Annotated in this window: 20 protein-coding genes; 4 read left to right on the forward strand and 16 right to left on the reverse strand. The window is 59.9% G+C overall.

Annotated features, from left to right (window positions below; translation table 11 throughout):
- Window positions 1-178: 178 nt before the first annotated feature.
- The 6 genes from ACIO0C_RS01765 to betI form a co-directional block, all read right to left on the reverse strand.
- Window positions 179-523 (reverse strand): AzlD domain-containing protein, encoded by a 345-nt coding sequence (locus tag ACIO0C_RS01765; RefSeq protein WP_401307047.1) that lies wholly within the window; start codon window positions 521-523, stop codon window positions 179-181.
- Window positions 520-1,245, reverse strand: a complete 726-nt coding sequence (locus ACIO0C_RS01770; RefSeq protein WP_401307049.1) for an AzlC family ABC transporter permease — start codon at window positions 1,243-1,245, stop codon at window positions 520-522. The genes ACIO0C_RS01765 and ACIO0C_RS01770 overlap by 4 nt, the downstream gene beginning before the upstream one ends.
- 76 nt (window positions 1,246-1,321) lie before the next feature.
- Window positions 1,322-1,417 (reverse strand): hypothetical protein, encoded by a 96-nt coding sequence (locus ACIO0C_RS01775; RefSeq protein WP_401307341.1) that lies wholly within the window; start codon window positions 1,415-1,417, stop codon window positions 1,322-1,324.
- A 123-nt stretch (window positions 1,418-1,540) separates the two neighbouring features.
- Window positions 1,541-3,241, reverse strand: coding sequence for a choline dehydrogenase (betA, locus tag ACIO0C_RS01780; protein ID WP_401307052.1), 1,701 nt, complete (start codon window positions 3,239-3,241; stop codon window positions 1,541-1,543).
- A 155-nt stretch (window positions 3,242-3,396) separates the two neighbouring features.
- A complete protein-coding gene (gene betB / locus ACIO0C_RS01785) occupies window positions 3,397-4,869 on the reverse strand; it encodes a betaine-aldehyde dehydrogenase (protein ID WP_401307054.1) in 1,473 nt (490 codons plus the stop codon).
- Between the two features lie 61 nt (window positions 4,870-4,930).
- Complete coding sequence (gene betI, locus ACIO0C_RS01790; protein ID WP_008057083.1) at window positions 4,931-5,524, reverse strand: transcriptional regulator BetI; 594 nt, start codon at window positions 5,522-5,524, stop codon at window positions 4,931-4,933.
- A gap of 380 nt (window positions 5,525-5,904) precedes the next feature.
- Here betI and ACIO0C_RS01795 point away from each other — a divergent pair, with 380 nt between their 5' ends.
- Window positions 5,905-7,845: a BCCT family transporter gene (locus ACIO0C_RS01795; protein ID WP_401307344.1), complete on the forward strand. Its 1,941-nt coding sequence runs from the start codon at window positions 5,905-5,907 to the stop codon at window positions 7,843-7,845.
- Window positions 7,846-8,215: 370 nt separating this feature from the next.
- Here ACIO0C_RS01795 and choV read toward each other — a convergent pair whose 3' ends face one another.
- From choV to ACIO0C_RS01810, 3 genes are all read right to left on the reverse strand, one after another.
- Entirely contained in the window at window positions 8,216-9,394 is a 1,179-nt protein-coding gene (choV, locus tag ACIO0C_RS01800; RefSeq protein ID WP_020796090.1) for a choline ABC transporter ATP-binding protein, read from the reverse strand.
- Window positions 9,391-10,236 carry a choline ABC transporter permease subunit gene (gene choW, locus ACIO0C_RS01805; protein ID WP_401307058.1) on the reverse strand — a complete coding sequence of 282 codons (846 nt, stop codon included), beginning with the start codon at window positions 10,234-10,236 and terminating at the stop codon, window positions 9,391-9,393. Before choW ends, choV begins: the two co-directional genes overlap by 4 nt.
- Before the next feature lie 77 nt (window positions 10,237-10,313).
- Window positions 10,314-11,261: a choline ABC transporter substrate-binding protein gene (locus ACIO0C_RS01810; protein WP_179056955.1), complete on the reverse strand. Its 948-nt coding sequence runs from the start codon at window positions 11,259-11,261 to the stop codon at window positions 10,314-10,316.
- A gap of 437 nt (window positions 11,262-11,698) precedes the next feature.
- Between ACIO0C_RS01810 and ACIO0C_RS01815 the strand changes: the two genes are divergently transcribed.
- A complete protein-coding gene (locus ACIO0C_RS01815) occupies window positions 11,699-13,075 on the forward strand; it encodes an L-serine ammonia-lyase (RefSeq protein WP_401307062.1) in 1,377 nt (458 codons plus the stop codon).
- Window positions 13,076-13,615: 540 nt separating this feature from the next.
- Window positions 13,616-14,719 (forward strand): GlxA family transcriptional regulator, encoded by a 1,104-nt coding sequence (locus tag ACIO0C_RS01820; RefSeq protein ID WP_007975492.1) that lies wholly within the window; start codon window positions 13,616-13,618, stop codon window positions 14,717-14,719.
- A 101-nt stretch (window positions 14,720-14,820) separates the two neighbouring features.
- Here ACIO0C_RS01820 and ACIO0C_RS01825 read toward each other — a convergent pair whose 3' ends face one another.
- The 6 genes from ACIO0C_RS01825 to ACIO0C_RS01850 form a co-directional block, all read right to left on the reverse strand.
- Window positions 14,821-15,087, reverse strand: coding sequence for a hypothetical protein (locus ACIO0C_RS01825; protein ID WP_008057089.1), 267 nt, complete (start codon window positions 15,085-15,087; stop codon window positions 14,821-14,823).
- Window positions 15,088-15,440: 353 nt separating this feature from the next.
- Window positions 15,441-16,604, reverse strand: coding sequence for a gamma-butyrobetaine dioxygenase (locus tag ACIO0C_RS01830; protein WP_401307067.1), 1,164 nt, complete (start codon window positions 16,602-16,604; stop codon window positions 15,441-15,443).
- Between the two features lie 12 nt (window positions 16,605-16,616).
- Entirely contained in the window at window positions 16,617-17,093 is a 477-nt protein-coding gene (locus ACIO0C_RS01835; protein WP_401307070.1) for a thioesterase family protein, read from the reverse strand.
- 58 nt (window positions 17,094-17,151) lie between these two features.
- Entirely contained in the window at window positions 17,152-18,117 is a 966-nt protein-coding gene (locus ACIO0C_RS01840) for an L-carnitine dehydrogenase (protein WP_401307073.1), read from the reverse strand.
- A gap of 142 nt (window positions 18,118-18,259) precedes the next feature.
- Window positions 18,260-19,147, reverse strand: a complete 888-nt coding sequence (locus ACIO0C_RS01845) for a 3-keto-5-aminohexanoate cleavage protein (RefSeq protein WP_179056959.1) — start codon at window positions 19,145-19,147, stop codon at window positions 18,260-18,262.
- 74 nt (window positions 19,148-19,221) lie between these two features.
- Entirely contained in the window at window positions 19,222-20,166 is a 945-nt protein-coding gene (locus ACIO0C_RS01850) for a choline ABC transporter substrate-binding protein (protein ID WP_401307075.1), read from the reverse strand.
- 194 nt (window positions 20,167-20,360) lie between these two features.
- Between ACIO0C_RS01850 and ACIO0C_RS01855 the strand changes: the two genes are divergently transcribed.
- Window positions 20,361-21,305 (forward strand): GlxA family transcriptional regulator, encoded by a 945-nt coding sequence (locus ACIO0C_RS01855; RefSeq protein ID WP_272603835.1) that lies wholly within the window; start codon window positions 20,361-20,363, stop codon window positions 21,303-21,305.
- Window positions 21,306-21,373: 68 nt separating this feature from the next.
- Here ACIO0C_RS01855 and ACIO0C_RS01860 read toward each other — a convergent pair whose 3' ends face one another.
- On the reverse strand, window positions 21,374-21,790 hold the full coding sequence (locus tag ACIO0C_RS01860) for a DUF3010 family protein (protein WP_401307079.1): 417 nt from the start codon (window positions 21,788-21,790) through the stop codon (window positions 21,374-21,376).
- Window positions 21,791-21,798 lie beyond the last annotated feature (8 nt).

Below are 21,798 nucleotides of genomic sequence, written 5' to 3' on the forward strand. Positions count from 1 at the left end.
GAAGCGATTGCGCGGCACTAGAGTAGGCCTGTGCGTGGGGAGGATCAAGGGCGGATGGCGTGGGGAAAAAATTGCGCAATGCAGAGGACGCGGGACAGGTTTGTTGATGATTGAAGTTCGCGAACACCCCATTGCGGCTTGCTCGCGATCAATCCCTCTGTCAGTCAAAGCGCTGCTTTCAAGCGCTCAGGTAGGTGAACGCTGCCACATAAATGAACAGGCTTGTAAAGAAAGAAGGCAGGATATTCTTGGTTTTGACGACCGCGATGAAGGTGCCCACCAGCAAGAACAGCTTCACTGCATCCATCATTTGAAACTGCCTTATCAGCGTAAGCACATCCATCTTGTTGAACGCGGTGTCGTAGATGATGACCCCCAACATGGCTTGCGCGCTGTAGCTGATGAACCGATAGAAGGAGCCCTGGGTTCGGGTAAGTGCAGTGCTGTTTTTGAAGGCAAAGGGCAGGGCACGAAATGCAAAGGCGGTAACGGCGGAGAATGCAATAAGAAGCCAGATTGTCATGAAGCTACGCTGCCTCGTTTTTTGTAATTGTTTTCAATGAGTACGACCAATCCACCAATGATAAAAGGCGTGCAGAGCAAGCTGTAATCCTTGAATAGATAGATCAGCAGTGGTGCACCGACAAAGCCCAGCCAGTAACTTGATACTTCCGCGTAATGAGGCCAGTGCTTGCCGGCCAACGCTGTAAATTGAAGGGGTAATAGCAGTGTCATCGCTGCATATATGACCGGTGAAGTGAGCCCTGCACCTGCGACGAACCCGATGTAGGTACAGATAATCGATACACCAAATATTGGGATACCAAGGCCTATCATGTAAGTGAACGGGTGATCGGTTTTCCGCTTGAATCGAGTAAGGCAGCCTGTGAATATCGAAGGTGTGATGAGTATCAGGGATGCCATGGTCTTCGTGGTGGAAGTGTTCCTTATATAAGGTGCCAGTGTCGCGGAGAGCAGCACGAAACGAGCGTTGAGCGCCAGGATGATGGGGAGCAATATCCAACCATCGTTATAGCTTTGTATTAGCAAAAACTGCAGCGGGGTGGAGAATATCAACAGGGTCGTTGCAAGCGCTTGGCTTAGTGATAATGATTGTGTCGCGCTCAAAACACCTATGGATAAGTACAGGAAAATGAACGCGACGCCAAATGTGATCGCGTCCCGTGCACCTTCAATAAAAACGTTGCTGGCCGAAGATCGAATGGATGCATCCGGAGGTCCCATTAATGAAGCACCCCATTGTCTCGAAAATACCTTAGAGCCTTAGGGTAGTCGATATCAGGCATGTCCTTGATCTCCATTAAGACTGCTCGTGTCCGATTGAATTGGGGCGCGGATAGTAATTGAGGTTTTTAAGTTGGTGTGAATGCATGTGTTGCAAGTTTTGTGGAAGTATTTGTAATTGTTTTTAGTTACTTGTTGTGATGAATGTGGTCTGTTTAAAGCAGTATGTGCTAGCCAAAAAAAACCGCCAACCCAGAAAGGTTGACGGTTTTGTTTGAAGCCAGTTCGCTAGTGGTTAAGCCGTCTGGCCCACTTCACGCATCGGCTTGCCCTTCACCGGCGCATCGCCTGCTACGTAGTACTTGGCGTTGCTGCGCGGCAACGGCTTGCGCCCGCGGATCTTGTCGGCGATTTTCTCGGCCATCATGATCGTCGGCGCGTTCAGGTTACCGGTGGTGATGATCGGCATGATCGAGGCATCGACCACACGCAGGCCTTGCATGCCATGCACGCGGCCTTCGCCATCGACCACGGCCATCTCGTCGGTGCCCATCTTGCACGAGCAGGACGGGTGGAACGCGGTTTCGGCGTGTTCGCGGATGAACTTGTCCAGTTGCTCATCGGTTTGCACTTCGATGCCCGGGCTGATTTCGCGGCCACGGAAGGCGTCCAGCGCCGGTTGCTGCATGATTTCACGGGTCAGGCGGATGCCATCGCGGAATTCCTGCCAGTCCTGCTCGGTGGCCATGTAGTTGAACAGGATGCTCGGGTGCTGGCGCGGGTCCTTGGACTTGGCCTGGATACGCCCGCGGCTTGGCGAACGCATGGAGCCCATGTGCGCCTGGAAACCGTGCTCTTTCACACCGTTGCTGCCGTTGTAGTTAATCGCCACCGGCAGGAAGTGGTACTGGATGTTCGGCCATTCGAATTCCGGACGGGTGCGGATGAAACCGCCAGCTTCGAACTGGTTGCTGGCGCCGATGCCGGTGCCGTTGAACAGCCATTCGGCACCGATGGCCGGCTGGTTGTGCAGGAGCAGCGACGGGTACAGCGACACCGGTTGGGTGCAGGCGTATTGCAGGTACAGCTCAAGGTGATCCTGCAGGTTTTCACCGACGCCCGGCAGGTCGTGGACCACCGGAATGTCGAGCTTGTTCAGCAGTGCGGCCGGGCCGACGCCGGAGCGTTGCAGAATCTGCGGCGAAGCGATGGCGCCGGAGCACAGCAGCACTTCCTTGCGCGCCTTGGCTTCAACGCGCTCTTCAGCGTCGCCCACCAGATAGCGCACGCCGACCGCACGCTTGCCTTCGAACAGGATCTTGTCGGTCAGGGCGTGGGTGACGATGGTCAGGGTCGAGCGCTTCTTGGCCACGTCGAGGTAACCGCGGGCGGTGGAGGCACGACGACCCTTGGGCGTCACGGTGCGGTCCATCGGGCCGAAGCCTTCCTGCTGGTAGCCGTTGAGGTCTTCAGTGCGCGGGTAACCGGCCTGCACACCAGCTTCAACCATGGCGTGGAACAGCGGGTTGTTGCCGGCTTTCGGTGTGGTCACGCTGACCGGGCCGTCGCCACCGTGGTAGTCGTTCGGGCCGATGTCGCGGGTTTCCGCCTTGCGGAAATACGGCAGGCAGTCCAGGTACGACCAGTCCTCGAGACCTGGCAGTTTTGCCCAGCCGTCGTAGTCCATGGCGTTGCCACGGATGTAGCACATGCCGTTGATCAGCGAGGAGCCGCCCAGGCCCTTGCCGCGGCCGCATTCCATCCGGCGACCGTCCATGTGTGGCTCAGGATCGGTTTCGTAGGCCCAGTTGTAGCGACGGCCTTGCAGCGGGAACGCCAGGGCGGCCGGCATCTGCGTGCGGAAGTCCATGCGGTAATCCGGGCCGCCGGCTTCGAGCAGCAGGACGGTGACGCCTTCGTCTTCAGTCAGACGAGTCGCCAGGGTGTTACCGGCCGAGCCGGCACCGATGATGATGTAATCGAATTCTTGGGACATTGAATGCACCCTCTTTGAAGTTGGTTCAGGTCAGGCCATGGCGAGTGCTGCGCACTCGATTCGCTGGCAAGCCAGCTCCTACAGGTATTACGCGACCTTGTAGGAGCGGGCTTGCCCGCGAAGACGGCCTGGCAGGCAATACAGAGCCCGGGGTCTTAGAACACCGAGACGTAATCGCCCAGCTCGACCTGTACCGATTTGATGCGGGTGAAGTTGTTCAGCGAGCTGATGCCGTTTTCACGGCCAACACCCGACTGCTTGTAGCCGCCGACCGGCATTTTCGCGTCGGACTCGCCCCAAGCGTTGATCCAGCAGATACCGGCTTCCAGTTGGTGAATCACGCGGTGAGCGCGGTTCAGGTCCTTGGTGACGATACCGGCGGCCAGGCCGAAGTCGGTGTCGTTGGCGCGGCGGATCACTTCTTCTTCGGTCTCGTAGGTGAGGATCGCCATCACCGGGCCAAAGATTTCTTCACGCACGATGGTCATGTCGTCGGTGCAGTCGGTGAATACGGTTGGCGCGACGAAGGCGCCCTTGGCGAATTCGCCTTCAGTCAGACGCTCGCCGCCGCACAGCAGGCGCGCACCTTCTTCCTTGCCCTTGGCGATGTAGCCCAGCACGCTTTCCATGTGGGCGAAGCTGACCAGCGGGCCGAAGTTGGTGTTTTCGTCCTGCGGGTTGCCGACGCGGATGCGCGCGACACGTTCAACGATCTTGGCTTCGAAAGCGGCTTTCAGGTGCGCCGGTACGAACACGCGAGTGCCGTTGGTGCAGACTTGGCCGGAGCTGTAGAAGTTGGCCATCATCGCGGTGTCGGCGGCGCGGTCGAGGTCGGCGTCGTCGCAGATGATCAGCGGCGACTTGCCGCCCAGTTCCATGGTCACGTCCTTGAGCGAAGAGCTCGAAGCGCTGGCCATGACTTTCTTGCCGGTGTCGGTGCCACCGGTGAACGAGACTTTCTCGATGCGCGGGTGCTCGGTCAGCCAGGTGCCGACTTCACGGCCGCTGCCGGTCAGGACGTTGAACACACCGGCTGGCAGGCCGGCTTCGGTGTAGATCTCGGCCAGTTTCAGGGTGGTCAGCGAGGTGACTTCGCTTGGCTTGAAGATCATCGCGTTACCGGCGGCCAGGGCCGGTGCGGATTTCCACAGGGCGATCTGGATCGGGTAGTTCCACGCGCCGATACCGGCCACGACGCCCAGCGGCTCGCGACGGGTGTAGACGAACGAAGTGGTGCGCAACGGGATCTGCTCGCCTTCGATGGCGGGTACCAGGCCGGCGTAGTACTCAAGCACGTCAGCGCCGGTGACGATGTCGACGTAGCGGGTTTCGGAGTACGACTTGCCGGTGTCCAGGGTTTCCAGGGCGGCCAGTTCATCGTTGCGCTCGCGCAGGATGTCCACGGCACGACGCAGGATGCGCGAACGCTCCATGGCGGTCATCGCGGCCCAGATTTTCTGGCCCTTTTCGGCGCTGACCACAGCGCGCTCGACGTCTGACTGGGTGGCACGTTGTACTTTTGCGAGGACTTCGCCGTTAGCAGGGTTGATGGCTTCGAACGTGGCGTCGCTGCCAGCGTCACTGTAGCCGCCATCGATGTAGAGTTTTTGCAGTTCGAAACGGGCCATAAAGTCCTCGCAAGTGCATTAAGTGATTGGCGCGTTCAGGGGTTGAGCGTTCTGTTGTGCTCTAACTCACCCGCTTGGCCAGTTGGATATCCATGTATTCGTAAGCGATTCGTTGCGCCTGCTCGGTGTCGAAAGCATCTCCCGACAGCGCGCCGCGCAACCACAAGCCGTCAATCAACGCTGCCAGGCCCCGGGCCGCACTGCGCGCTTCGACAAGCGGCAATACGCGGCGGAACTGGCAGCACAGGTTGGAATACAGGCGGTGATCGTTGATCCGCTGCAACCTGTGCAAAGACGGCTGGTGCATGCTGGTGGCCCAGAAGGCCAACCAGGTTTTCATTGCCGGGCCATTGACCTGGCTGGCGTCGAAGTTGCCTTCGATGATCACCTGCAGATGCGCCCGCGGGCTGTCATCTGTCAGCGCCAATCGGCGCGCGGTGACGTTCTCGCTCAGGACGGTCATCAGGTACCCCATGGTGGCGGCGATCAGGCCATTCTTGTCCTGAAAGTAGTGACTGATGATGCCATTCGAGACACCGGCCAAACGGGCGATCAGCGCAATGCTGGCGTCCCCCATTCCGACCTGATCGACCGCCAGCAATGTGGCTTCGATCAACTGCTGGCGACGGATGGGTTGCATACCGACCTTGGGCATCTTGCACATCTCCTTAGGCCTTCCGGCAGACGCAAGACGTCTATCGGATTGAGGGCCAGTCTATTTTGTTTTGATTGAACGTTCAATCAACAAAGAATAAGATCTGCGACAAATCGTCGCTGCCTACAGATTTTTCCTACGCGTAGCGGCGAAAAAAACGACTTCCGAAAATGCTCGAAACCCACGCGCTACGGCGTTAAGGGGGGGTCGAGTGTGTTCGGGGTGTCTTTATATCACCCGCTGGTCGGCTGCCCACTAAGCGATTGGTCGGGTAACTCGTTTGTCTTGCGTTCTTCTCTCGCACTGCCCGGAGCATCTGTGCCATGAGTTCTGCCTCGCTAATAAAGACCCCACCCGAGAAGGTGACGGTCAACGGTTGGGTGTTCTACACCTCTACCGCGTTGATTCTGTTGTTGACCGCCATTCTGATCATCGCCCCGCAAGAGGCGGGCAGACTGCTCGGTACGGCGCAAGCCTGGTTGTCCCGCAGCTTCGGCTGGTACTACATGGTGGTGATTGCCGCCTACCTGATCTTCGTGGTCGGCCTGGCGTTCTCGTCCTACGGCAAGCTCAAGCTGGGCAGCAAGGACGACACCCCGGACTTCAGCTACGGTGCCTGGGCGGGGATGCTGTTCTCGTCGGGTATCGGCATCTCGCTGCTGTACTTCGGTGCGTCCGAGCCGTTGGATCACTATTTCAACCCACCGGAAGGCGTGGCCGGCAGCAACCTGGCGGCACGTCAGGCGGTGCAGCTGACGTTCCTGCATTGGGGCCTGCATGGCTGGGCGATCTACGCCCTGGTCGGCCTGGCGGTGGCGTACTTTGCCTACCGGCATAACCAGCCGCTGGCGTTGCGTTCGGCGCTGTATCCGCTGGTGGGCGAGCGTTGGGTCAAGGGCGCGGCCGGTCATGCGGTGGACGGCTTCGGCATGTTCGTGACCCTGCTGGGCCTGGTGACCAACCTGGGGATCGGTTCGCTGCAGGTCTCGTCGGGCCTGGAAAACCTGTTCGGCATGGAGCACAGCAACACCAACCTGCTGATCGTGATCATCGTGATGAGCACCGTGGCGACCATCGCTGCCGTGTCGGGTGTGGAAAACGGCATCCGTCGTCTGTCCAACCTGAACATCGTGCTGTTCAGCGGCCTGTTGATTTTCGTGCTGCTGTTCGGCCCGACCCTGCACCTGCTCAATGGCTTCGTGCAGAACGTCGGTGACTACCTCAACGGGGTGGTGCTGAAGACCTTCGACCTCTATGTGTACGAAGGCGACAGCGAGAAGTCCGACCGCTGGCTGGGCCTGTGGACCCTGTTCTACTGGGCGTGGTGGATTTCCTGGGCGCCATTCGTGGGCATGTTCATCGCGCGTATTTCCCGTGGTCGTACGGTGCGTGAAATGGTCGCTGGCGTGCTGCTGATTCCGCTGGGTTTCACCCTGGCGTGGCTGTCGATTTTCGGTAACTCGGCCCTGGACCTGGTGATGAACCATGGGGCGGTGGAGCTGGGCAAGACGGCGCTGGAACAGCCGTCCATGGCGATCTACCAGTTGCTGGAGCATTACCCGGCGTCGAAAGTGGTGATCGGTGTCTCGATTTTCGTGGGCTTCGTGCTGTTCCTGACACCGGCGGATTCCGGCGCGGTGATGATGGCCAACCTGTCGTGCAAAGGCGGTAACGTCGACGAGGACGCGCCGCACTGGCTGCGGATCTTCTGGTCGGTGGTGATCACCCTGGTGACCATCGGTCTGCTGTTCGCCGGTAACTTCGAAGCCATGCAAACCATGGTGGTGCTGGCTGGCCTGCCGTTCTCGGTGGTGTTGGTGTTCTTCATGTTCGGCTTGCACAAGGCCATGCGCCAGGACGTGCAGATCGAACAGGAGCAGGCGGAATTGGCGGCACGGGGTCGTCGTGGCTTCAGCGAGCGCTTGACGCAGCTGGACCTGCAACCGAGCCAGTCGGTGGTACAACGCTTCATGGATAAGCATGTGAGCCCGGCATTGCAGGATGCGACGACGCAAATGCGTGCCCAAGGCCTGGAAGTGCAGACGCTGCTGGGCAAGTCCAAGCGTTGCATGGGTGTGCGGGTCGAGATGGAAGAGGGCAACCTTTTTGTCTACGAAGTCAGCCTGGACGGTTATCTGGCTACGCCAACCGAGTCGGCGCAATCCGATGAGGCGCGCCAGCGTTACTACCGCGCCGAGGTGTACCTGCACAACGGCAGCCAGGACTACGACTTGATGGGTTTCACCCAGGATCAGATCACCCGTGACGTGCTCGATCAGTTTGAAAGCCATCGGCAGCTTCTTGGCCGGGTGTATAGCTAAGTTGTGATCCAGGATCGTTCCTTTGTTGCGCGTGGGAACGATCAGCACCAGCAAAAACGCCGCGATCTCTCGCGGCGTTTTTGTGTCTGTTGCCTTACCCCAGGTTCTTGCCGAGCAGCGCGTGGTACAGCTCGCTGTCGTGAGGATTCCTACAACTTTGTTGCAGTCACTCTGTTCCCACGCTGATCGTTCCCACGCGCAGCAAAGGAATGCCTCAAGGGACGCTCCGCGTTCCAGCCCCGGTGCCGATTTGCGGTCTGGCACCGATGGGACGCAGAGCGTCCCGGGCCGCATTCCTTTGCTGCGCGCGGGAACGATCAGCACAAACAAAAACGCCGCGATCTCTCGCGGCGTTTTTGTGTCTGTTGCCTTACCCCAGGTTCTTGCCGAGCAGCGCGTGGTACAGCTCGCTGTCGCCGAGAATCCCGACCACTTTGTTGTTGTCGTGCAGCACCAGTTTGTTGCCCGTCTGATAACGGATCTGCAGCGCATCGCGCATGCCGATGTTGGAGTCCACCAGCGTCGGCCGGCGGCCCAGGCCTTCTACCGCCTGCCCTGGAATCCAGTTCTGCAGGTCCAGGCTCGCACCGTTCTGGCGTGCGCCCTTGATGGTGTTGCCTTCAGCCAGGTCCAGCCACGAATCGCCGCCCGGATCGAGGCACACCGAACCGTTGATGCGCTTGCAGTTGTCCAGGGTACGCATCAGGCTGCGCCCGCACAGTACGTTCAGCGGGTTGGTGTGGGCCACGAAGGTCCGCACGTAGTCGTCCGCCGGGTTGAGGACGATTTCTTCAGGCTTGCTGTACTGGATGATCCGGCCGTCTTTCATGATCGCGATACGGCTGCCGAGCTTCAGGGCTTCATCGAGGTCGTGGCTCACGAACACGATGGTCTTGCTCAACTTGCGTTGCAGCTCCAGCAGTTCATCCTGCAGGCCCTGGCGGATCAGCGGGTCGAGCGCCGAGAACGGTTCGTCCATCAGCAGAATGTCGGCGTCCATCGCCAGCGCACGGGCCAGGCCCACACGTTGCTGCATGCCACCGGACAGCTCATCGGGTTTCTTGTTGCGCCATTGGGTCAGGCCCACCAGTTCGAGTTTTTCATCGACCAGTTTCCGGCGTTCCTTCTCTGGACGGCCCTGCATTTCCAGGCCGAAGCTGATGTTCTCGCGCACCGTCAGCCAAGGCATCAGGGCGAACTTCTGGAACACCATCGCGATGCGCTTGGTGCGCATCATTTTCAGTTCGGCGGCGGAACAGGACGCAATGTTGATCTGCTTGCCTTCGTGCTCGACGAACAACTTGCCACGGCTGACGGTATTGAGGCCGTTGATGCAGCGCAGCAGGCTGGACTTGCCGGAGCCGGACAAGCCCATCAGCACGCAGATTTCACCTTTTTCGATATCCAGGCTGGCCTTTTCGACGCCAACGATCTGCCCGGTCTTTTTCAGGATCTCGCTGCGGGTCAAGCCTTGATCGAGAAGTTTCAGTGCTTCGCGTGGATCTTTGGTGAAGATTACGTCGACGTCTTCGAAGCGAATTATGCTCATGCGTCACCCCCTACTTTGGCGTCGGGTTGTTTGCAGATACGGTCGAGCATGATCGCCAGCAGTACGATCGCCAGGCCCGCTTCGAAGCCCAGGGCGATATCAGCAGTGTTCAGTGCGTTGACCACCGGTTTACCCAGTCCGTCGGCGCCCACCAGTGCCGCGATCACCACCATCGACAGCGACAGCATGATGCACTGGGTGATACCGGCCGCGATGCTCGGCATGGCGTGGGGCAGTTCGATCCGTGTTAGCAGCTGGCGACGCGAGCAGCCAAAGGCCTTGCCGGCGTCCATCAGTTCTTGCGGGACATCGCGGATGCCCAGGTAGGTCAGGCGGATCGGCGCGGCAATCGCGAACACCACCGTGGAGATCAGGCCCGGGACCACACCCAGCCCGAAGAGGGTCAGGGTAGGAATGAGGTAAACGAAGGTCGGTACGGTCTGCATCAGATCGAGTACCGGTCGCATTACAGTGTAGAACATTGGCTTGTGCGCGGCGACGATACCCAGCGGCACGCCGATGACCACGCAGACCAGGGTGGCGAACAACACTTGGGCGAGGGTCTCCATGGTTTCCTGCCAGTACCCCAGGTTGAGGATCAGCAGAAAGGAGGCGATGACAAAAGCGGTCAGCCCCCATTTGCGCTGGATGAAGTGGGCCAGGAGGGCTATGAGGCCGATCAATGCCAGCGGGTTGAACCAGGTCAGCGCGAAAGTCACGCCGTGGATCATCGTTTCCAGCGACACGGCAATGGCGTCGAATGTGTTGGCGCCGTGTTGCGTCAACCACTCGACAAAGCTCGCGATGTGCTGGCCTAAAGGGATTTTCTGATCAATCAGCATGGTAGTGAACGTCCGCATGCAAGGAAATTAACAGCCCGGACGGCGTGAGCCGCCCGGCATAAGCGATGCTCCCTGATTCAAGGCGCGAGTTTGGCTTTCACGGCTTCCAGGCCTGGTTTACCGTCAATGGTGGTCACGCCAGCGAGCCAGGTATCGAGCACCTGTGGATTCTTCTTTAACCAGGCCTTGGCGGCCGCGTCAGGCTTCATCTTGTCGTCCAGGATGTTGCCCATCAGTTCGCTCTCCATGTCGACGGTGAACTCCAGGTTCTTCAGCAGTTGACCCACGTTGCTGCATTCCTCGGCGTAACCCTTGCGGGTGTTGGTCGCCACGGTGGCAGCACCGAAATCCGGGCCAAAGAAGTCGTCGCCGCCGGTCAGGTATTGAATCTTGAAGCGCTTGTTCATCGGATGCGGCGCCCAGCCGAGGAAGACCACGGCGGTGTCGCGTTTCTGTGCGCGGTCGACCTGGGAAAGCATCCCCGCTTCGCTGGACTCGACGACCTTGAAGCCTGCGTCCTTGAGGCCGAAGGCGTTCTTGTCGATCATGCTCTGGATCAGGCGGTTACCGTCGTTGCCCGGCTCGATGCCGTAGATCTTGCCGTCGAGTTCTTTCTTGAATTTGGCGATGTCGGCGAAGTCATGCAGCCCCTTGTCGTACAGGGCTTGCGGTACGGCGAGGGTGTACTTGGCGCCCTTGAGGTTGGTGCGCACGGTTTCCACGGTGCCGGCGTCGCGGTAGGCCTTGATGTCGTTTTCCATGGTCGGCATCCAGTTGCCGAGGAACACGTCCATGTTCTTGCCGTCGGCCAGGGACTTGTAGGTCACGGGTACGGAAATCATGGTGGTCTTGGTCTTGTAGCCAAGGGCGTTGAGCACGACGCTGGTGGTGGCGGTCGTTGCGGTGATGTCGGTCCAGCCAACATCGGAGAAGTTTACGGTACTGCATTGGGCCGGTTCGGCGGCTTGCGCCAGAACCGGCAGACTAAGCAAAGCGGCCAACAACAACGACGGGGAACCTTTCATGGATGGACTCCTTGGTGTTTTTTTTGGCAGTGTTTCCGACTGGAACCACCGCACTTATAGGTTGCGGTTGGATGGCGTTCTGGAGACATCTCTACCACGGCGCCTTGCAATCGAGTCGATACGATCATGTACCAGTGAAAATCTGACGCCTACAGGGTGCGTCGTAACCAGTACAGGGATGGTCGCATCCAGTGTCGGTGACGTCGTTTACAGATTTTTTCAGCCACTTTTGTCCGTCTGAGCCGCAAAAAAACGGCGAAAACACGACGTGAAAGACACGCGGCGTTCGTGGACATGAGTGCGTCGGTGTGAGACGTCGAACGACAGGATAAAAGCCTGATGATGCGGCCATCCTGACGGATTGCAGCTTGAGCGTAGCAGCTCCGTCACCGGGCGCTTTTGCGCCTGGAGTTGGCACATCCAGGAGTCCGGCAGCAATGGCTATCAGTGTTTTCGACCTGTTCAAAATCGGCATCGGCCCTTCCAGTTCACACACCGTGGGGCCTATGCGGGCGGCGGCGTTGTTCGTGCAGGGCTTGCGCGAACGGGGGCAACTCGAGCAGGTTCGACGTGTCGAAGTGCAGCTCTTTGGCTCGCTGTCGGCCACCGGCATCGGCCACGGCAGCGACAACGCGGTGATCATGGGGTTGATGGGGGAGTGGCCGGACGCGATCGATCCGTCGCAAATCGGCATTCGCATCGCCACCTTGCGTGAAACCGACACGTTGTTGCTCGACGGTCGCCTGCCGGTCCCGTTCATCTGGGCTCGGGACATGCGCCTGATCGATGAGAACCTGCCTTTTCACCCCAATGCCATGACCCTGGTTGCTGAAGGTGAAGACGGCGAGCTGCATCGCGATACCTACTATTCGGTCGGCGGCGGTTTTGTCGTCGATGAGGCGCAAGCCAGCAGCGGTGTGGTCGACATGGATCGCACCGTGCTGCCGTACGATTTTTCCAGCGCCGCCGAGCTGCTGGAGTTGTGTAAAAAGCACAACCTGCGAGTCGCCGAACTGATGATGGCCAACGAGAAGGTCTGGCGCAGCGAAGAGGAAATCCGCAGTGGCCTGATGCACCTCTGGCGCGCCATGCAGGATTGCGTCGAGCAAGGCCTCAAGCACGAGGGCATCCTGCCCGGCGGCCTGAACGTGCGCCGTCGCGCGGCCAAGTTGCATCGCAGCTTGCAGGAACTGAACAAGCCCAACGTGATCGGCTCGACGCTGAGCGCCATGGAGTGGGTCAACCTGTTCGCCCTGGCGGTCAATGAAGAGAACGCGGCCGGCGGGCGCATGGTCACGGCGCCGACCAATGGCGCGGCGGGGATCATCCCGGCAGTGTTGCACTACTTCATGAAGTTCAGCGAGGACGTGACTGACGCCAATGTCGTCGACTACATGCTCGGCGCGGCGTCGGTCGGGATCCTGTGCAAAAAGAACGCCTCGATCTCCGGTGCCGAAGTCGGTTGCCAGGGCGAAGTCGGTTCGGCTTGTGCCATGGCGGCGGCGGGCCTGGCGGAAATTCTTGGCGCCACACCGGAACAGCTGTGCAACGCGGCGGAAATCGGCCTGGAGCACAACCTGGGGCTCACGTGCGATCCGGTAGGTGGCCTGGTGCAGGTGCCGTGCATCGAGCGCAACGCGATTGCCGCGGTGAAGGCGATCAATGCGGCGCAGATGGCATTGCGCGGCGATGGCCAGCATTTTATCTCCCTGGACCGGGTGATTCGCACCATGCGCGATACCGGTGCCGACATGCATGACAAATATAAGGAGACGTCGCGGGGTGGGTTGGCGGTTAGTGCGGTTGAGTGCTGAGACCGAGTCGCCCCCCCATCGCTGGCAAGCCAGCTCCTACAGGTTTTGTGTCGCTCACATTAATTGTGTCCACCTCGATCACTGTGGGAGCTGGCTTGCCAGCGATGGCGTCAGACCAGTCAAAACTGCGCGTTAAGTGCACACCCGATTTAAAACGCGCCACCTTTTGGCGCGTCGCTAACAGATAAATTGCCTCATCGGCGATCGGGTACAATCGGTGCTCCGACCGCCCGTCACCTGTGCCTGCGGTGACACTCTTCCCAGGCTGCTCGCAGCCCTGTTCCCACAAGTGCTACCGATTTGCTCACACGCAACGGGGCAGAGCACTTGCCGCCCTTGATGGCACTTATAACCCCTACTCAATGCGCGTCATATATAGACACATTCCGACGTCGTTTTTAGGAGTTATTGAACGCACAATCAAATTTAGGCATGGCAATTGCTCTGTCATTACAAAGCCCGTCTCCCACGCGAGAACGATGGCGATAACAAGAGCCTCCGCCTGAGGCCATCACCCGCTTTGTGTGAGGAGATACCGCGATGACGACGTTCAACTCCGGGGCCCAACCCCAGAACCGTGCGCCTCAATCCATCGGCTTTCTGCTGCTGGACAATTTCACGCTGATTTCCCTGGCTTCCGCAGTCGAACCACTGCGCATGGCCAACCAGCTGTCCGGCCGCGAGCTGTATCGCTGGACCACCCTCACCGTCGATGGCGGTCAAGTCTGGGCCAGTGACGGTCTGCAAATCACTCCCGACGCCTCCATGCACAAAGCGCCTCCCATGGACACCGTGATCGTCTGCGGTGGTATCGGCATTCAGCGCACTGTTACCCGCGAACACGTTTCATGGCTGCAGAGCCAGGCGCGTCAGTCCCGTCGCCTGGGTGCGGTCTGCACCGGCAGCTGGGCCCTGGCCTGCGCCGGCCTGCTGGACGGTTTCGATTGCAGCGTGCACTGGGAATGCCTGGCGGCGATGCAGGAAGCGTTTCCGCGGGTAGCCATGAGTACCCGCCTGTTCACCCTCGACCGTAACCGCTTCACCAGCTCCGGTGGCACCGCGCCGCTGGACATGATGCTGCACCTGATCAGCCGCGATCACGGTCGTGAACTGTCCGCCGCGATCTCGGAGATGTTCGTCTACGAACGCATCCGCAACGAACAGGATCACCAGCGCGTGCCGCTCAAGCACATGCTCGGCACCAACCAGCCGAAGTTGCAGGAAATCGTCGCGCTGATGGAAGCCAACCTCGAGGAGCCGATCGACCTCGACGAATTGGCGGTGTACGTCGCCGTGTCCCGTCGTCAGCTGGAGCGGCTGTTCCAGAAGTACCTGCATTGTTCGCCTTCGCGGTACTACCTGAAGCTGCGCTTGATCCGCGCTCGGCAACTGCTCAAGCAAACGCCGATGTCGATCATCGAAGTGGCGTCGGTGTGTGGCTTCGTGTCCACGCCGCACTTCTCCAAGTGCTACCGCGAATACTTCGGCATTCCGCCGCGCGATGAGCGTGTAGGTTCCAACACCACGCAACAAGTGGCGATGATGCCGCTGCCGCAGGCATTGGTGCTGTCGCCGTTGTCCGGGCCGTTGTCGGCGCTGAGTCAGGCGCGTAATGAGTCGACGTTTGCTAGCGTAAGGCTCTAAAACCGAGTCGCATTCATCGCGGGCAAGCCCGCTCCCACAGGTACTGCGCTGGTTTGAAAATGGCGCATTTCCTGTGGGAGCGGGCTTGCCCGCGATTGGATTTAACGGGCGACGTGGCTTTGTTGGTATTCCGCCAACGCCGGCAGCAACTGCTTGTCGATGGCCTGGCGCACAGCCGGCAGGATCGTCGCGCTGCTGGTGTACATCTGCTTGACCATGGTGCGCAGCACGATGGCCCGTTCGTTGTTCAAGCCTCGCACGGCAAACTCACACGCCTGCTCGGCCGTGGCGCCACTCGGCACTTGAAAGCCCAATGACTTGAGCTGGCCCAACAGGTCTTCCTGGTCTATCAAATCAGCGTGCATCATGACGCGAATCCTTCTTCTGGGAATGGTGTCGTGGTTCGATTCTGGTAGTGGCACGCAGTGGCGGCAAGGGTGATTTGTCGTAATGGCAGCATTGGCTATGAACAGGTCGTTTTCGGGCTATATACCGCAGATGAGAACCGGCACACTGGACCCAGCTTGCTTCACGAGGGTTTGGTCACCTTCCCGCGGCAGCTCCTCAACAGTACCCTCTGCCTCGATCCTGTCACGGCTTGATCGGGGCTTTTTTTGCCTGTCTGTAGGAGCCAGCTTGCTGGCGAATGGGACAAACGCGGTGTGACATGTGCGCTGCCTTCGCTGGCAAGCCAGCTCCTACAGATGTGGGGCGACGAGGTTTAACGCTGCAACACGAGGATTCGAGACAACAACTCATCCCGATCCACATAACAGCCCTGGAAATGCCGCCCCCCGGTTGCTGGATCAAAGGCGTTGCGGGCGTGCAGCGTACGGCGATTGTCGAAGCACCAGAGTTCGCCGGGGTTGAGCCTTTGCATCAGCCTGAAACGGTCCTCTCGAGTCATCGCAATGAAGCGGCGATAGGCACGATACAGCTTGGGCATCTGTTCTACCGACGCATCGAACGGGCCGCGCAAAAAGTTCGCCATGCGGATTTCCGACACTTGCCCCAAGGTATCCAGGGCGATGATCGGTGCGAGGCAACGGTAGTCGCTGTGGCGATCCTTGTTGCGGAATTCCACGGGAATCTCGCAGAGGCTCTGGAACGACTCGGGGTCCTCCTGGCGTAACGCCTCGGCGATGGCAAAGCCGTCGACGAAAATGCTCTCGCCGCCCTCGGCATCGTTGACCAGGCAATGCAGGAATTGCAGCCCCGGTTGCAACTCACGGGTTGGCAGATCGCTGTGCAACGGCAGGTTGAAAGCGGTGTAGGCGTTGCTGTCGGCATCGGCCTTGGACTGCACGTTGAACAACACGCCGAAATTGCTCTCGCGGATGAAGGAAATGCGCTGCGCGACCAGCTTCAGTGAGCCGGGTTCGGTGGGTACGCCACGGACCTGGGTCAGGCCGGTGTCGCGCACGGCCAGTAGCCATTGCAACAGCGCCTGGTTGTCGTTCATCAGCGCTTGATACTCGAACACCGGCAACTGCAAATCACTGTGCCAAAGCCTGGATTTGGGCTTGCCTGCCAGGCGCTCGGCGCGGGACTCGTCGTCGTAGGCATGGGCGCGCAACCAGCCAGGGTCGAAGCGGCTGAGGTGGCCATCCTGCCATTGCACGCTCAGGCAGCCTTCAGCATCGATACTGGTCTGGACTGGCATCAGGTTTTGCGGCACGTCGACGATTTCCAGCACCTGTTCGCGAGTCACCGTGTAGACGCATTGCGGGCACGGGCAGTTGTCCCGCAGCCATGGGTGGTGGAAGGGGCTGATGCGGTTGTCGGCCCACTTCACCAGAACCCGATCCGCCATGGCGTGCACGCCTGCCAGCGCGCTGATCAACGGATAAGTACGGAAGTCGGCAAAAGCAGCGGCGGTGTTCATGCGATCTCCTTGTTATTTTTTTGGCGGTAATGCAATCACTCGGCCGATGTAGGCGGGGGCGGGCAGGTCGTTCTGCTCGGCGACGATGGCCTGCAGCTTGCCCAGGGTCAACTCGCTGAATGGCGTGGAGCTTGGCCCGGCGAGGTCGACGTGCAGCAGCATCTGTTCGTTGCCCGCCAGCTCCTTCGCGTCGCCCACCAAGTGCAGGCTGTGGTAAAGGTGCAGGCGTTTGGCGTCGTGGCCGATGATCTGCGTGTGCACTTCGACCTCGGCATCGAGCTTCACTTCGTGCAGGTAGTTGAGGTGCAGTTCCAGGGTGAACAGCGAGTTGCCGCTGGCTTCGCGGTTGCTGCTGTCCATGCCGAGGCGGTCCATCAGGGCGTCGGTGGCGTAGCTGAAGATCAGCAGGTAGAACGCGTCGCGCAGGTGGCCGTTGTAGTCGACCCAGTCGGGGATGATGCGGGTTTGGTAGGTGGTCAATGCGGGCATATTGCTCTCCAGAAATGATCGCTCCCACGCAGATCGTGGGAACGATCAGGGGTACGGGTTACTCGCTGAAGGCCATCCCATGCTTCTCTTTGGTGGTCTTCACCGCTTCCAGCACAGCCAGCAGGCAGTCATCACGATAGCGCTCCAGCGCCGAAATGCTGTGTTTGCCCAGCTGATCGCTGGTGCCGTCTACCACATCGTCGATCAATTTTTCCGTCAGTTCAGGCGCCGGCAGGTAAGTCCACGGCAACTGCAAGGCCGGGCCGAACTGTGCCATGAAGTGACGCATACCAGCGTCGCCACCGGCCAGGGTATAGGTCAGGAACGTGCCCATGAACGACCAGCGCAGACCGGCGCCAAAACGAATCGCGTCGTCGATTTCGCCGGTCGTCGCTACGCCATCGTTGACCAGGTGCAGCGCCTCACGCCACAGCGCTTCGAGCAGGCGGTCGGCGATGAAGCCTGGCACTTCCTTGCGTACGTGCAGCGGGCGCATGCCGAGGGATTCGTAGACTTTCATTGCCGCTTGCACAGCGTCTGGGGCAGTGTTTTTTCCGCCAACCACTTCCACCAATGGCAACAGGTAAACCGGGTTGAACGGGTGCCCGACCACGCAGCGCTCCGGGTGGGTCGAGCTCTCGTAGAATTCGCTTGGCAGCAGGCCGGAGGTACTGGAGCCGATCAAAGCATCGGGTTTGGCCGCGGCACTGATTTTGCTGTGCAGTTCCAGTTTCAGTTCAAGGCGTTCAGGGGCGCTTTCCTGGATGAAGTCGGCGTCGCGCACGCATTCTTCGATGGTCTCGACAAAACGCAGGCGGTCCTGCGAGGCGCCGGGCGCCAGGCCTTGTTTCTCCAGCGCGCCCCAGGCATTGGCGACGCGTTTGCGCAGGGCGGCTTCGGCGCCAGGCGCCGGGTCCCAAGCCACCACGTCGAGGCCGTGGGCGAGGGCGCGGGACACCCAGCCGCTGCCGATGACACCGCTGCCGAGGGCTGCGAAGGTTTTGATTTCGGTGATAAAGCTCATGGCAATTTCCTGAAGGATTCGGTGATCCCTGTAGGAGAGCCGGCTTGCCGGCGAAGGCGATTCAAGCACCGCAGAAAATGCGATGGATGTACCGGCCTCTTCGCCGGCAAGCCGGCTCCTACAGTGGTTGGTGTTAGTGGGCTTAACCGCGCTGTTTCAGGCCCATTTTCTTGCGGCCTTCCGCCGGGGTCAGGACCCGGGCGCCGAGGCGGCTGAGGATTTCGCTGGCGCGTTCGACCAGTTGGCCGTTGGTCGCCAATACACCCTTGTCCAGCCACAGGTTGTCTTCCAGACCGACCCGCACGTTGCCGCCCAGCAGCACGGCTTGCGCGGCCATCGGCATTTGCATCCGACCGATGCCGAAACCAGCCCAGACCGCATCGGCCGGCAGGTTGTCGACCATGGCTTTCATGGTGGTGGTGTCCGCCGGGGCACCCCACGGAATGCCCAGACACAGCTGGAACAGCGGGTTGTCGAGCAGGCCTTCCTTGATCATCTGCTTGGCGAACCACAGGTGACCGGTGTCGAAAATCTCCAGCTCAGGCTTAACGCCCAGCTCTTGAATACGCTTGGCACCAGCCCGCAGCTGCGCCGGGGTGGAGACGTAAATGGTGTCGCCATCGCCGAAGTTCAGCGTGCCGCAATCGAGGGTGCAGATTTCCGGCAGCAGTTCTTCGACGTGGGCCAGACGGGTCAGCGGGCCGACCAGGTCAGTGTTCGGGCCGAACTCCATCGGGTTCTCGCCCGCGCCGATTTCCAGGTCGCCACCCATGCCGGCGGTGAGGTTGACGATGATGTCGACGTCGGCTTCGCGAATGCGCTCCATCACTTCGCGATACAGCGCCACGTCACGGCTGAACTTGCCGGTTTCAGGGTCGCGAACGTGGCAGTGAACCACGGTGGCGCCGGCCTTGGCGGCCTCTACGGCGGCGGCAGCGATTTGTTTCGGGGTGACCGGCACGTGTGGGCTCTTGGCGGTCGTGTCGCCAGCACCGGTGAGTGCGCAGGTGATGATGACGTCGTGGTTCATTTTTCGGTTCCTTACAGGCGTAGTTGTCCCGTTCGCAGCCCGGTCGGGCTGCGAATCGGTGGTTCGATTGAGGGTTACTTGCTGGTCAGCTTCAGGTTTTCAGCCGCCGGCTTGCCATCGAAGGTGGTCACGCCCTCGAGCCAGCGTTGCTTGTCTTGCGGGTGATCCTTGAGCCACTGCTTGGCCGATTCGAAGGCGTCCTTGTGATCCAGCAGCGGCTGCATCATCCGGCTCTCGTCTTCGGCGGTGAATGTCAGGTTGCTCAGCAGGCGACCGATGTTGGGGCACTGTTCGGCGTATTTCGGTGCGGTAACGGTCCAGACCGTGGCCATGCCTTCGTTCGGGCCAAGGGCATCTTCACTGCCGGTGAGGTAGGTCATCTGTACGTTGACGTTCATCGGGTGCGGCGCCCAGCCGAAGAACACCACGGCTTCTTTGCGGCGTACGGCGCGATCCACGGCGGCGAGCATGCCGGCTTCGCTGGATTCGACCAGCTGGAACTTGCCAAGGCCGAACTGGTTCTTGGCAATCATCGCCTTGATCTGGGTGTTGGCGCCCGAGCCTGGCTCGATGCCGTAGATCTTGCCGCCCAGCTCTTTTTCAAACTTGGCGATGTCGGCGAAGGTTTTCAGGCCCTTGTCGGCCAGGTAGGTCGGCACGGCGAGGGTGGCGCGGGCGTCTTTGAGGTTTGGCGCTTCAAGCACCTTGACCTGATTGGCGTCGACGAACGGGGTGATGGTTTGGGTCATCAGCGGGTTCCAGTAACCCAGGAACAGGTCCAGGCGCTGATCGCGGATCCCGGCAAAGATGATCTGCTGGGAAGCGCTGGTTTGTTTGGTGCTGTAGCCGAGGCCGTCGAGCAATACCTGGGTCATCGCACTGGTGGCGATCACGTCGGTCCAGTTCACCACGCCCATGCGCACGTTCTGGCACGACGCAGGTTCGGCGGCCATGACACTGGCGCTCAGCAAAGCGGTACCACTGAGTGCAAGAACACAGCTGCTGATCAGTCGTTTCATTCTCAGGTTCCTCGGCAGTTTCATTATTGTGGGTCCGGTCGTCTGTGCGCCGGTGATGTCACGTTACGCAGCTAATCTGCCATGAAAGCGCACTGCGGCGACCGACTCTTGCACTGCAGCGACCTGTGCTCTTGAATGCTTGTTGCAAGTGGCGTATCACCCTCATCACGCTACCCGTCGATCGAGTGCGCTCCATGTCCCAGGATTTCTATTTCTTGTTGATGCCGGGTTTCTCGGCCATTGGATTCATCTCGGCCATCGAGCCGTTGCGGGTTGCCAATCGCTTTCGCGGCGAGCTCTATCGCTGGCACGTATTGAGTGCCGATGGCGGGGCGGTGCTGGCCAGTAACGGCATGTCGGTCAACGCCGATGCGGCGCTGGAGCCACTGAAAAAAGGCGCGACGCTCCTGGTGGTCGCCGGCTTCGAACCGCTGAAGTTCGCCACCCCGGCCCTGGAGCACTGGCTGCGTCGCCTGGACAACGAAGGCGTGACCCTCGGCGCGATTGACACCGGCAGCTTTATCCTCGCCGAAGCCGGCCTGCTCGACGGCCATCGCCTGACCCTGCACTGGGAAGCCATCGACGCCTTCAAGGAGTCCTATCCACAGCTGAGCGTCACTCAAGAGCTGTTCGAAATCGACCGTCGGCGCATCACCTCGGCGGGTGGAACCGCGTCGATCGATTTAATGCTGGATCTGATCGCCCAGGCCCATGGTCCGGAACTGGCGATCCAGGTCAGCGAACAGTTCGTGCTCGGGCGCATCCGCCCGCGCAAGGACCACCAGCGCATGGAAGTCGCCACGCGCTACGGCATCAGCAACAAGAAGCTGGTGCACGTGATTGGCGAGATGGAGCAGCACAGTGAGCCGCCGCTGAGTACGCTGGAACTGGCGGAATCGATCAAGGTGACGCGCAGGCAGCTTGAGCGGTTGTTTCGCCTGCATCTGAACGATACGCCGAGCAATTTCTACCTGCGCTTGCGGCTGGAGAAAGCGCGGCAGCTGCTGCGCCAGACCGATATGAGTGTGTTGGAGGTGAGTATTGCGTGCGGGTTTGAATCGCCGTCGTATTTCACCCGTAGTTATCGGGCGAAGTTCGAGCGGTGCCCGCGAGAGGATCGCCGGACCGCCAAAGCCTGAACCCCCAAAAAACTGTGGGAGCGAGCAAGCTCGCTCCCACAGTGATTTTCTTTGGCCAGAAGAGAGCGTTACTTCTTCATCAGCGCCGAACACGCTGCTTTATACGCCTCATGCTGATACTTGTTCAGCGCCTCCGGCAGCTCAAAACCATGCTTCTTGGCCTGCGCATTGATGGTCTGCGGCGACAACAGCATCACCTCGCAATTCTCCAGCAACTGAAAAACGCCCTCGATCTTGAACGTGGTCGGCCCACCGGCGAATTCGCCTTTCTTGCTGCGCTTCTTGATCGCGATTCGATCTATCGAGTTCTCGCGAACAAAGGACGCGACCTGAGCGGCAAACACTTTGACGTTGGCGGCTTCATCGTCATCGTCCAGGGCGATTTTCTTGGTGGCGAGCGCGACGTGGCTCAGAGTGGAACCCTCGAGAGCTGCCACAGCGATGATCGCTTCGCTGCCTTTGATTTCGATGCCGCAGACTTTCATGTTGAATC

Origin of the sequence: Pseudomonas sp. NPDC087336 (assembly GCF_044744285.1) — a bacterium.
In the GTDB taxonomy this organism is placed as follows: domain Bacteria; phylum Pseudomonadota; class Gammaproteobacteria; order Pseudomonadales; family Pseudomonadaceae; genus Aquipseudomonas.

What these genes read in the sequence shown, in the direction of transcription:
- ACIO0C_RS01845 (WP_179056959.1), bottom strand. Translation starts at nt 19,147, where the DNA reads ATGAACCACGACGTCATCATCACCTGCGCACTCACCGGTGCTGGCGAC.
- ACIO0C_RS01840 (WP_401307073.1), bottom strand. Translation starts at nt 18,117, where the DNA reads ATGAGCTTTATCACCGAAATCAAAACCTTCGCAGCCCTCGGCAGCGGT.
- ACIO0C_RS01860 (WP_401307079.1), bottom strand. Translation starts at nt 21,790, where the DNA reads ATGAAAGTCTGCGGCATCGAAATCAAAGGCAGCGAAGCGATCATCGCT.
- ACIO0C_RS01815 (WP_401307062.1), top strand. Translation starts at nt 11,699, where the DNA reads ATGGCTATCAGTGTTTTCGACCTGTTCAAAATCGGCATCGGCCCTTCC.
- ACIO0C_RS01825 (WP_008057089.1), bottom strand. Translation starts at nt 15,087, where the DNA reads ATGATGCACGCTGATTTGATAGACCAGGAAGACCTGTTGGGCCAGCTC.
- ACIO0C_RS01830 (WP_401307067.1), bottom strand. Translation starts at nt 16,604, where the DNA reads ATGAACACCGCCGCTGCTTTTGCCGACTTCCGTACTTATCCGTTGATC.
- choV (WP_020796090.1), bottom strand. Translation starts at nt 9,394, where the DNA reads ATGAGCATAATTCGCTTCGAAGACGTCGACGTAATCTTCACCAAAGAT.
- ACIO0C_RS01810 (WP_179056955.1), bottom strand. Translation starts at nt 11,261, where the DNA reads ATGAAAGGTTCCCCGTCGTTGTTGTTGGCCGCTTTGCTTAGTCTGCCG.
- ACIO0C_RS01850 (WP_401307075.1), bottom strand. Translation starts at nt 20,166, where the DNA reads ATGAAACGACTGATCAGCAGCTGTGTTCTTGCACTCAGTGGTACCGCT.
- betI (WP_008057083.1), bottom strand. Translation starts at nt 5,524, where the DNA reads ATGCCCAAGGTCGGTATGCAACCCATCCGTCGCCAGCAGTTGATCGAA.
- ACIO0C_RS01765 (WP_401307047.1), bottom strand. Translation starts at nt 523, where the DNA reads ATGACAATCTGGCTTCTTATTGCATTCTCCGCCGTTACCGCCTTTGCA.
- choW (WP_401307058.1), bottom strand. Translation starts at nt 10,236, where the DNA reads ATGCTGATTGATCAGAAAATCCCTTTAGGCCAGCACATCGCGAGCTTT.
- betA (WP_401307052.1), bottom strand. Translation starts at nt 3,241, where the DNA reads ATGTCCCAAGAATTCGATTACATCATCATCGGTGCCGGCTCGGCCGGT.
- ACIO0C_RS01820 (WP_007975492.1), top strand. Translation starts at nt 13,616, where the DNA reads ATGACGACGTTCAACTCCGGGGCCCAACCCCAGAACCGTGCGCCTCAA.
- betB (WP_401307054.1), bottom strand. Translation starts at nt 4,869, where the DNA reads ATGGCCCGTTTCGAACTGCAAAAACTCTACATCGATGGCGGCTACAGT.
- ACIO0C_RS01855 (WP_272603835.1), top strand. Translation starts at nt 20,361, where the DNA reads ATGTCCCAGGATTTCTATTTCTTGTTGATGCCGGGTTTCTCGGCCATT.
- ACIO0C_RS01835 (WP_401307070.1), bottom strand. Translation starts at nt 17,093, where the DNA reads ATGCCCGCATTGACCACCTACCAAACCCGCATCATCCCCGACTGGGTC.
- ACIO0C_RS01770 (WP_401307049.1), bottom strand. Translation starts at nt 1,245, where the DNA reads ATGGGACCTCCGGATGCATCCATTCGATCTTCGGCCAGCAACGTTTTT.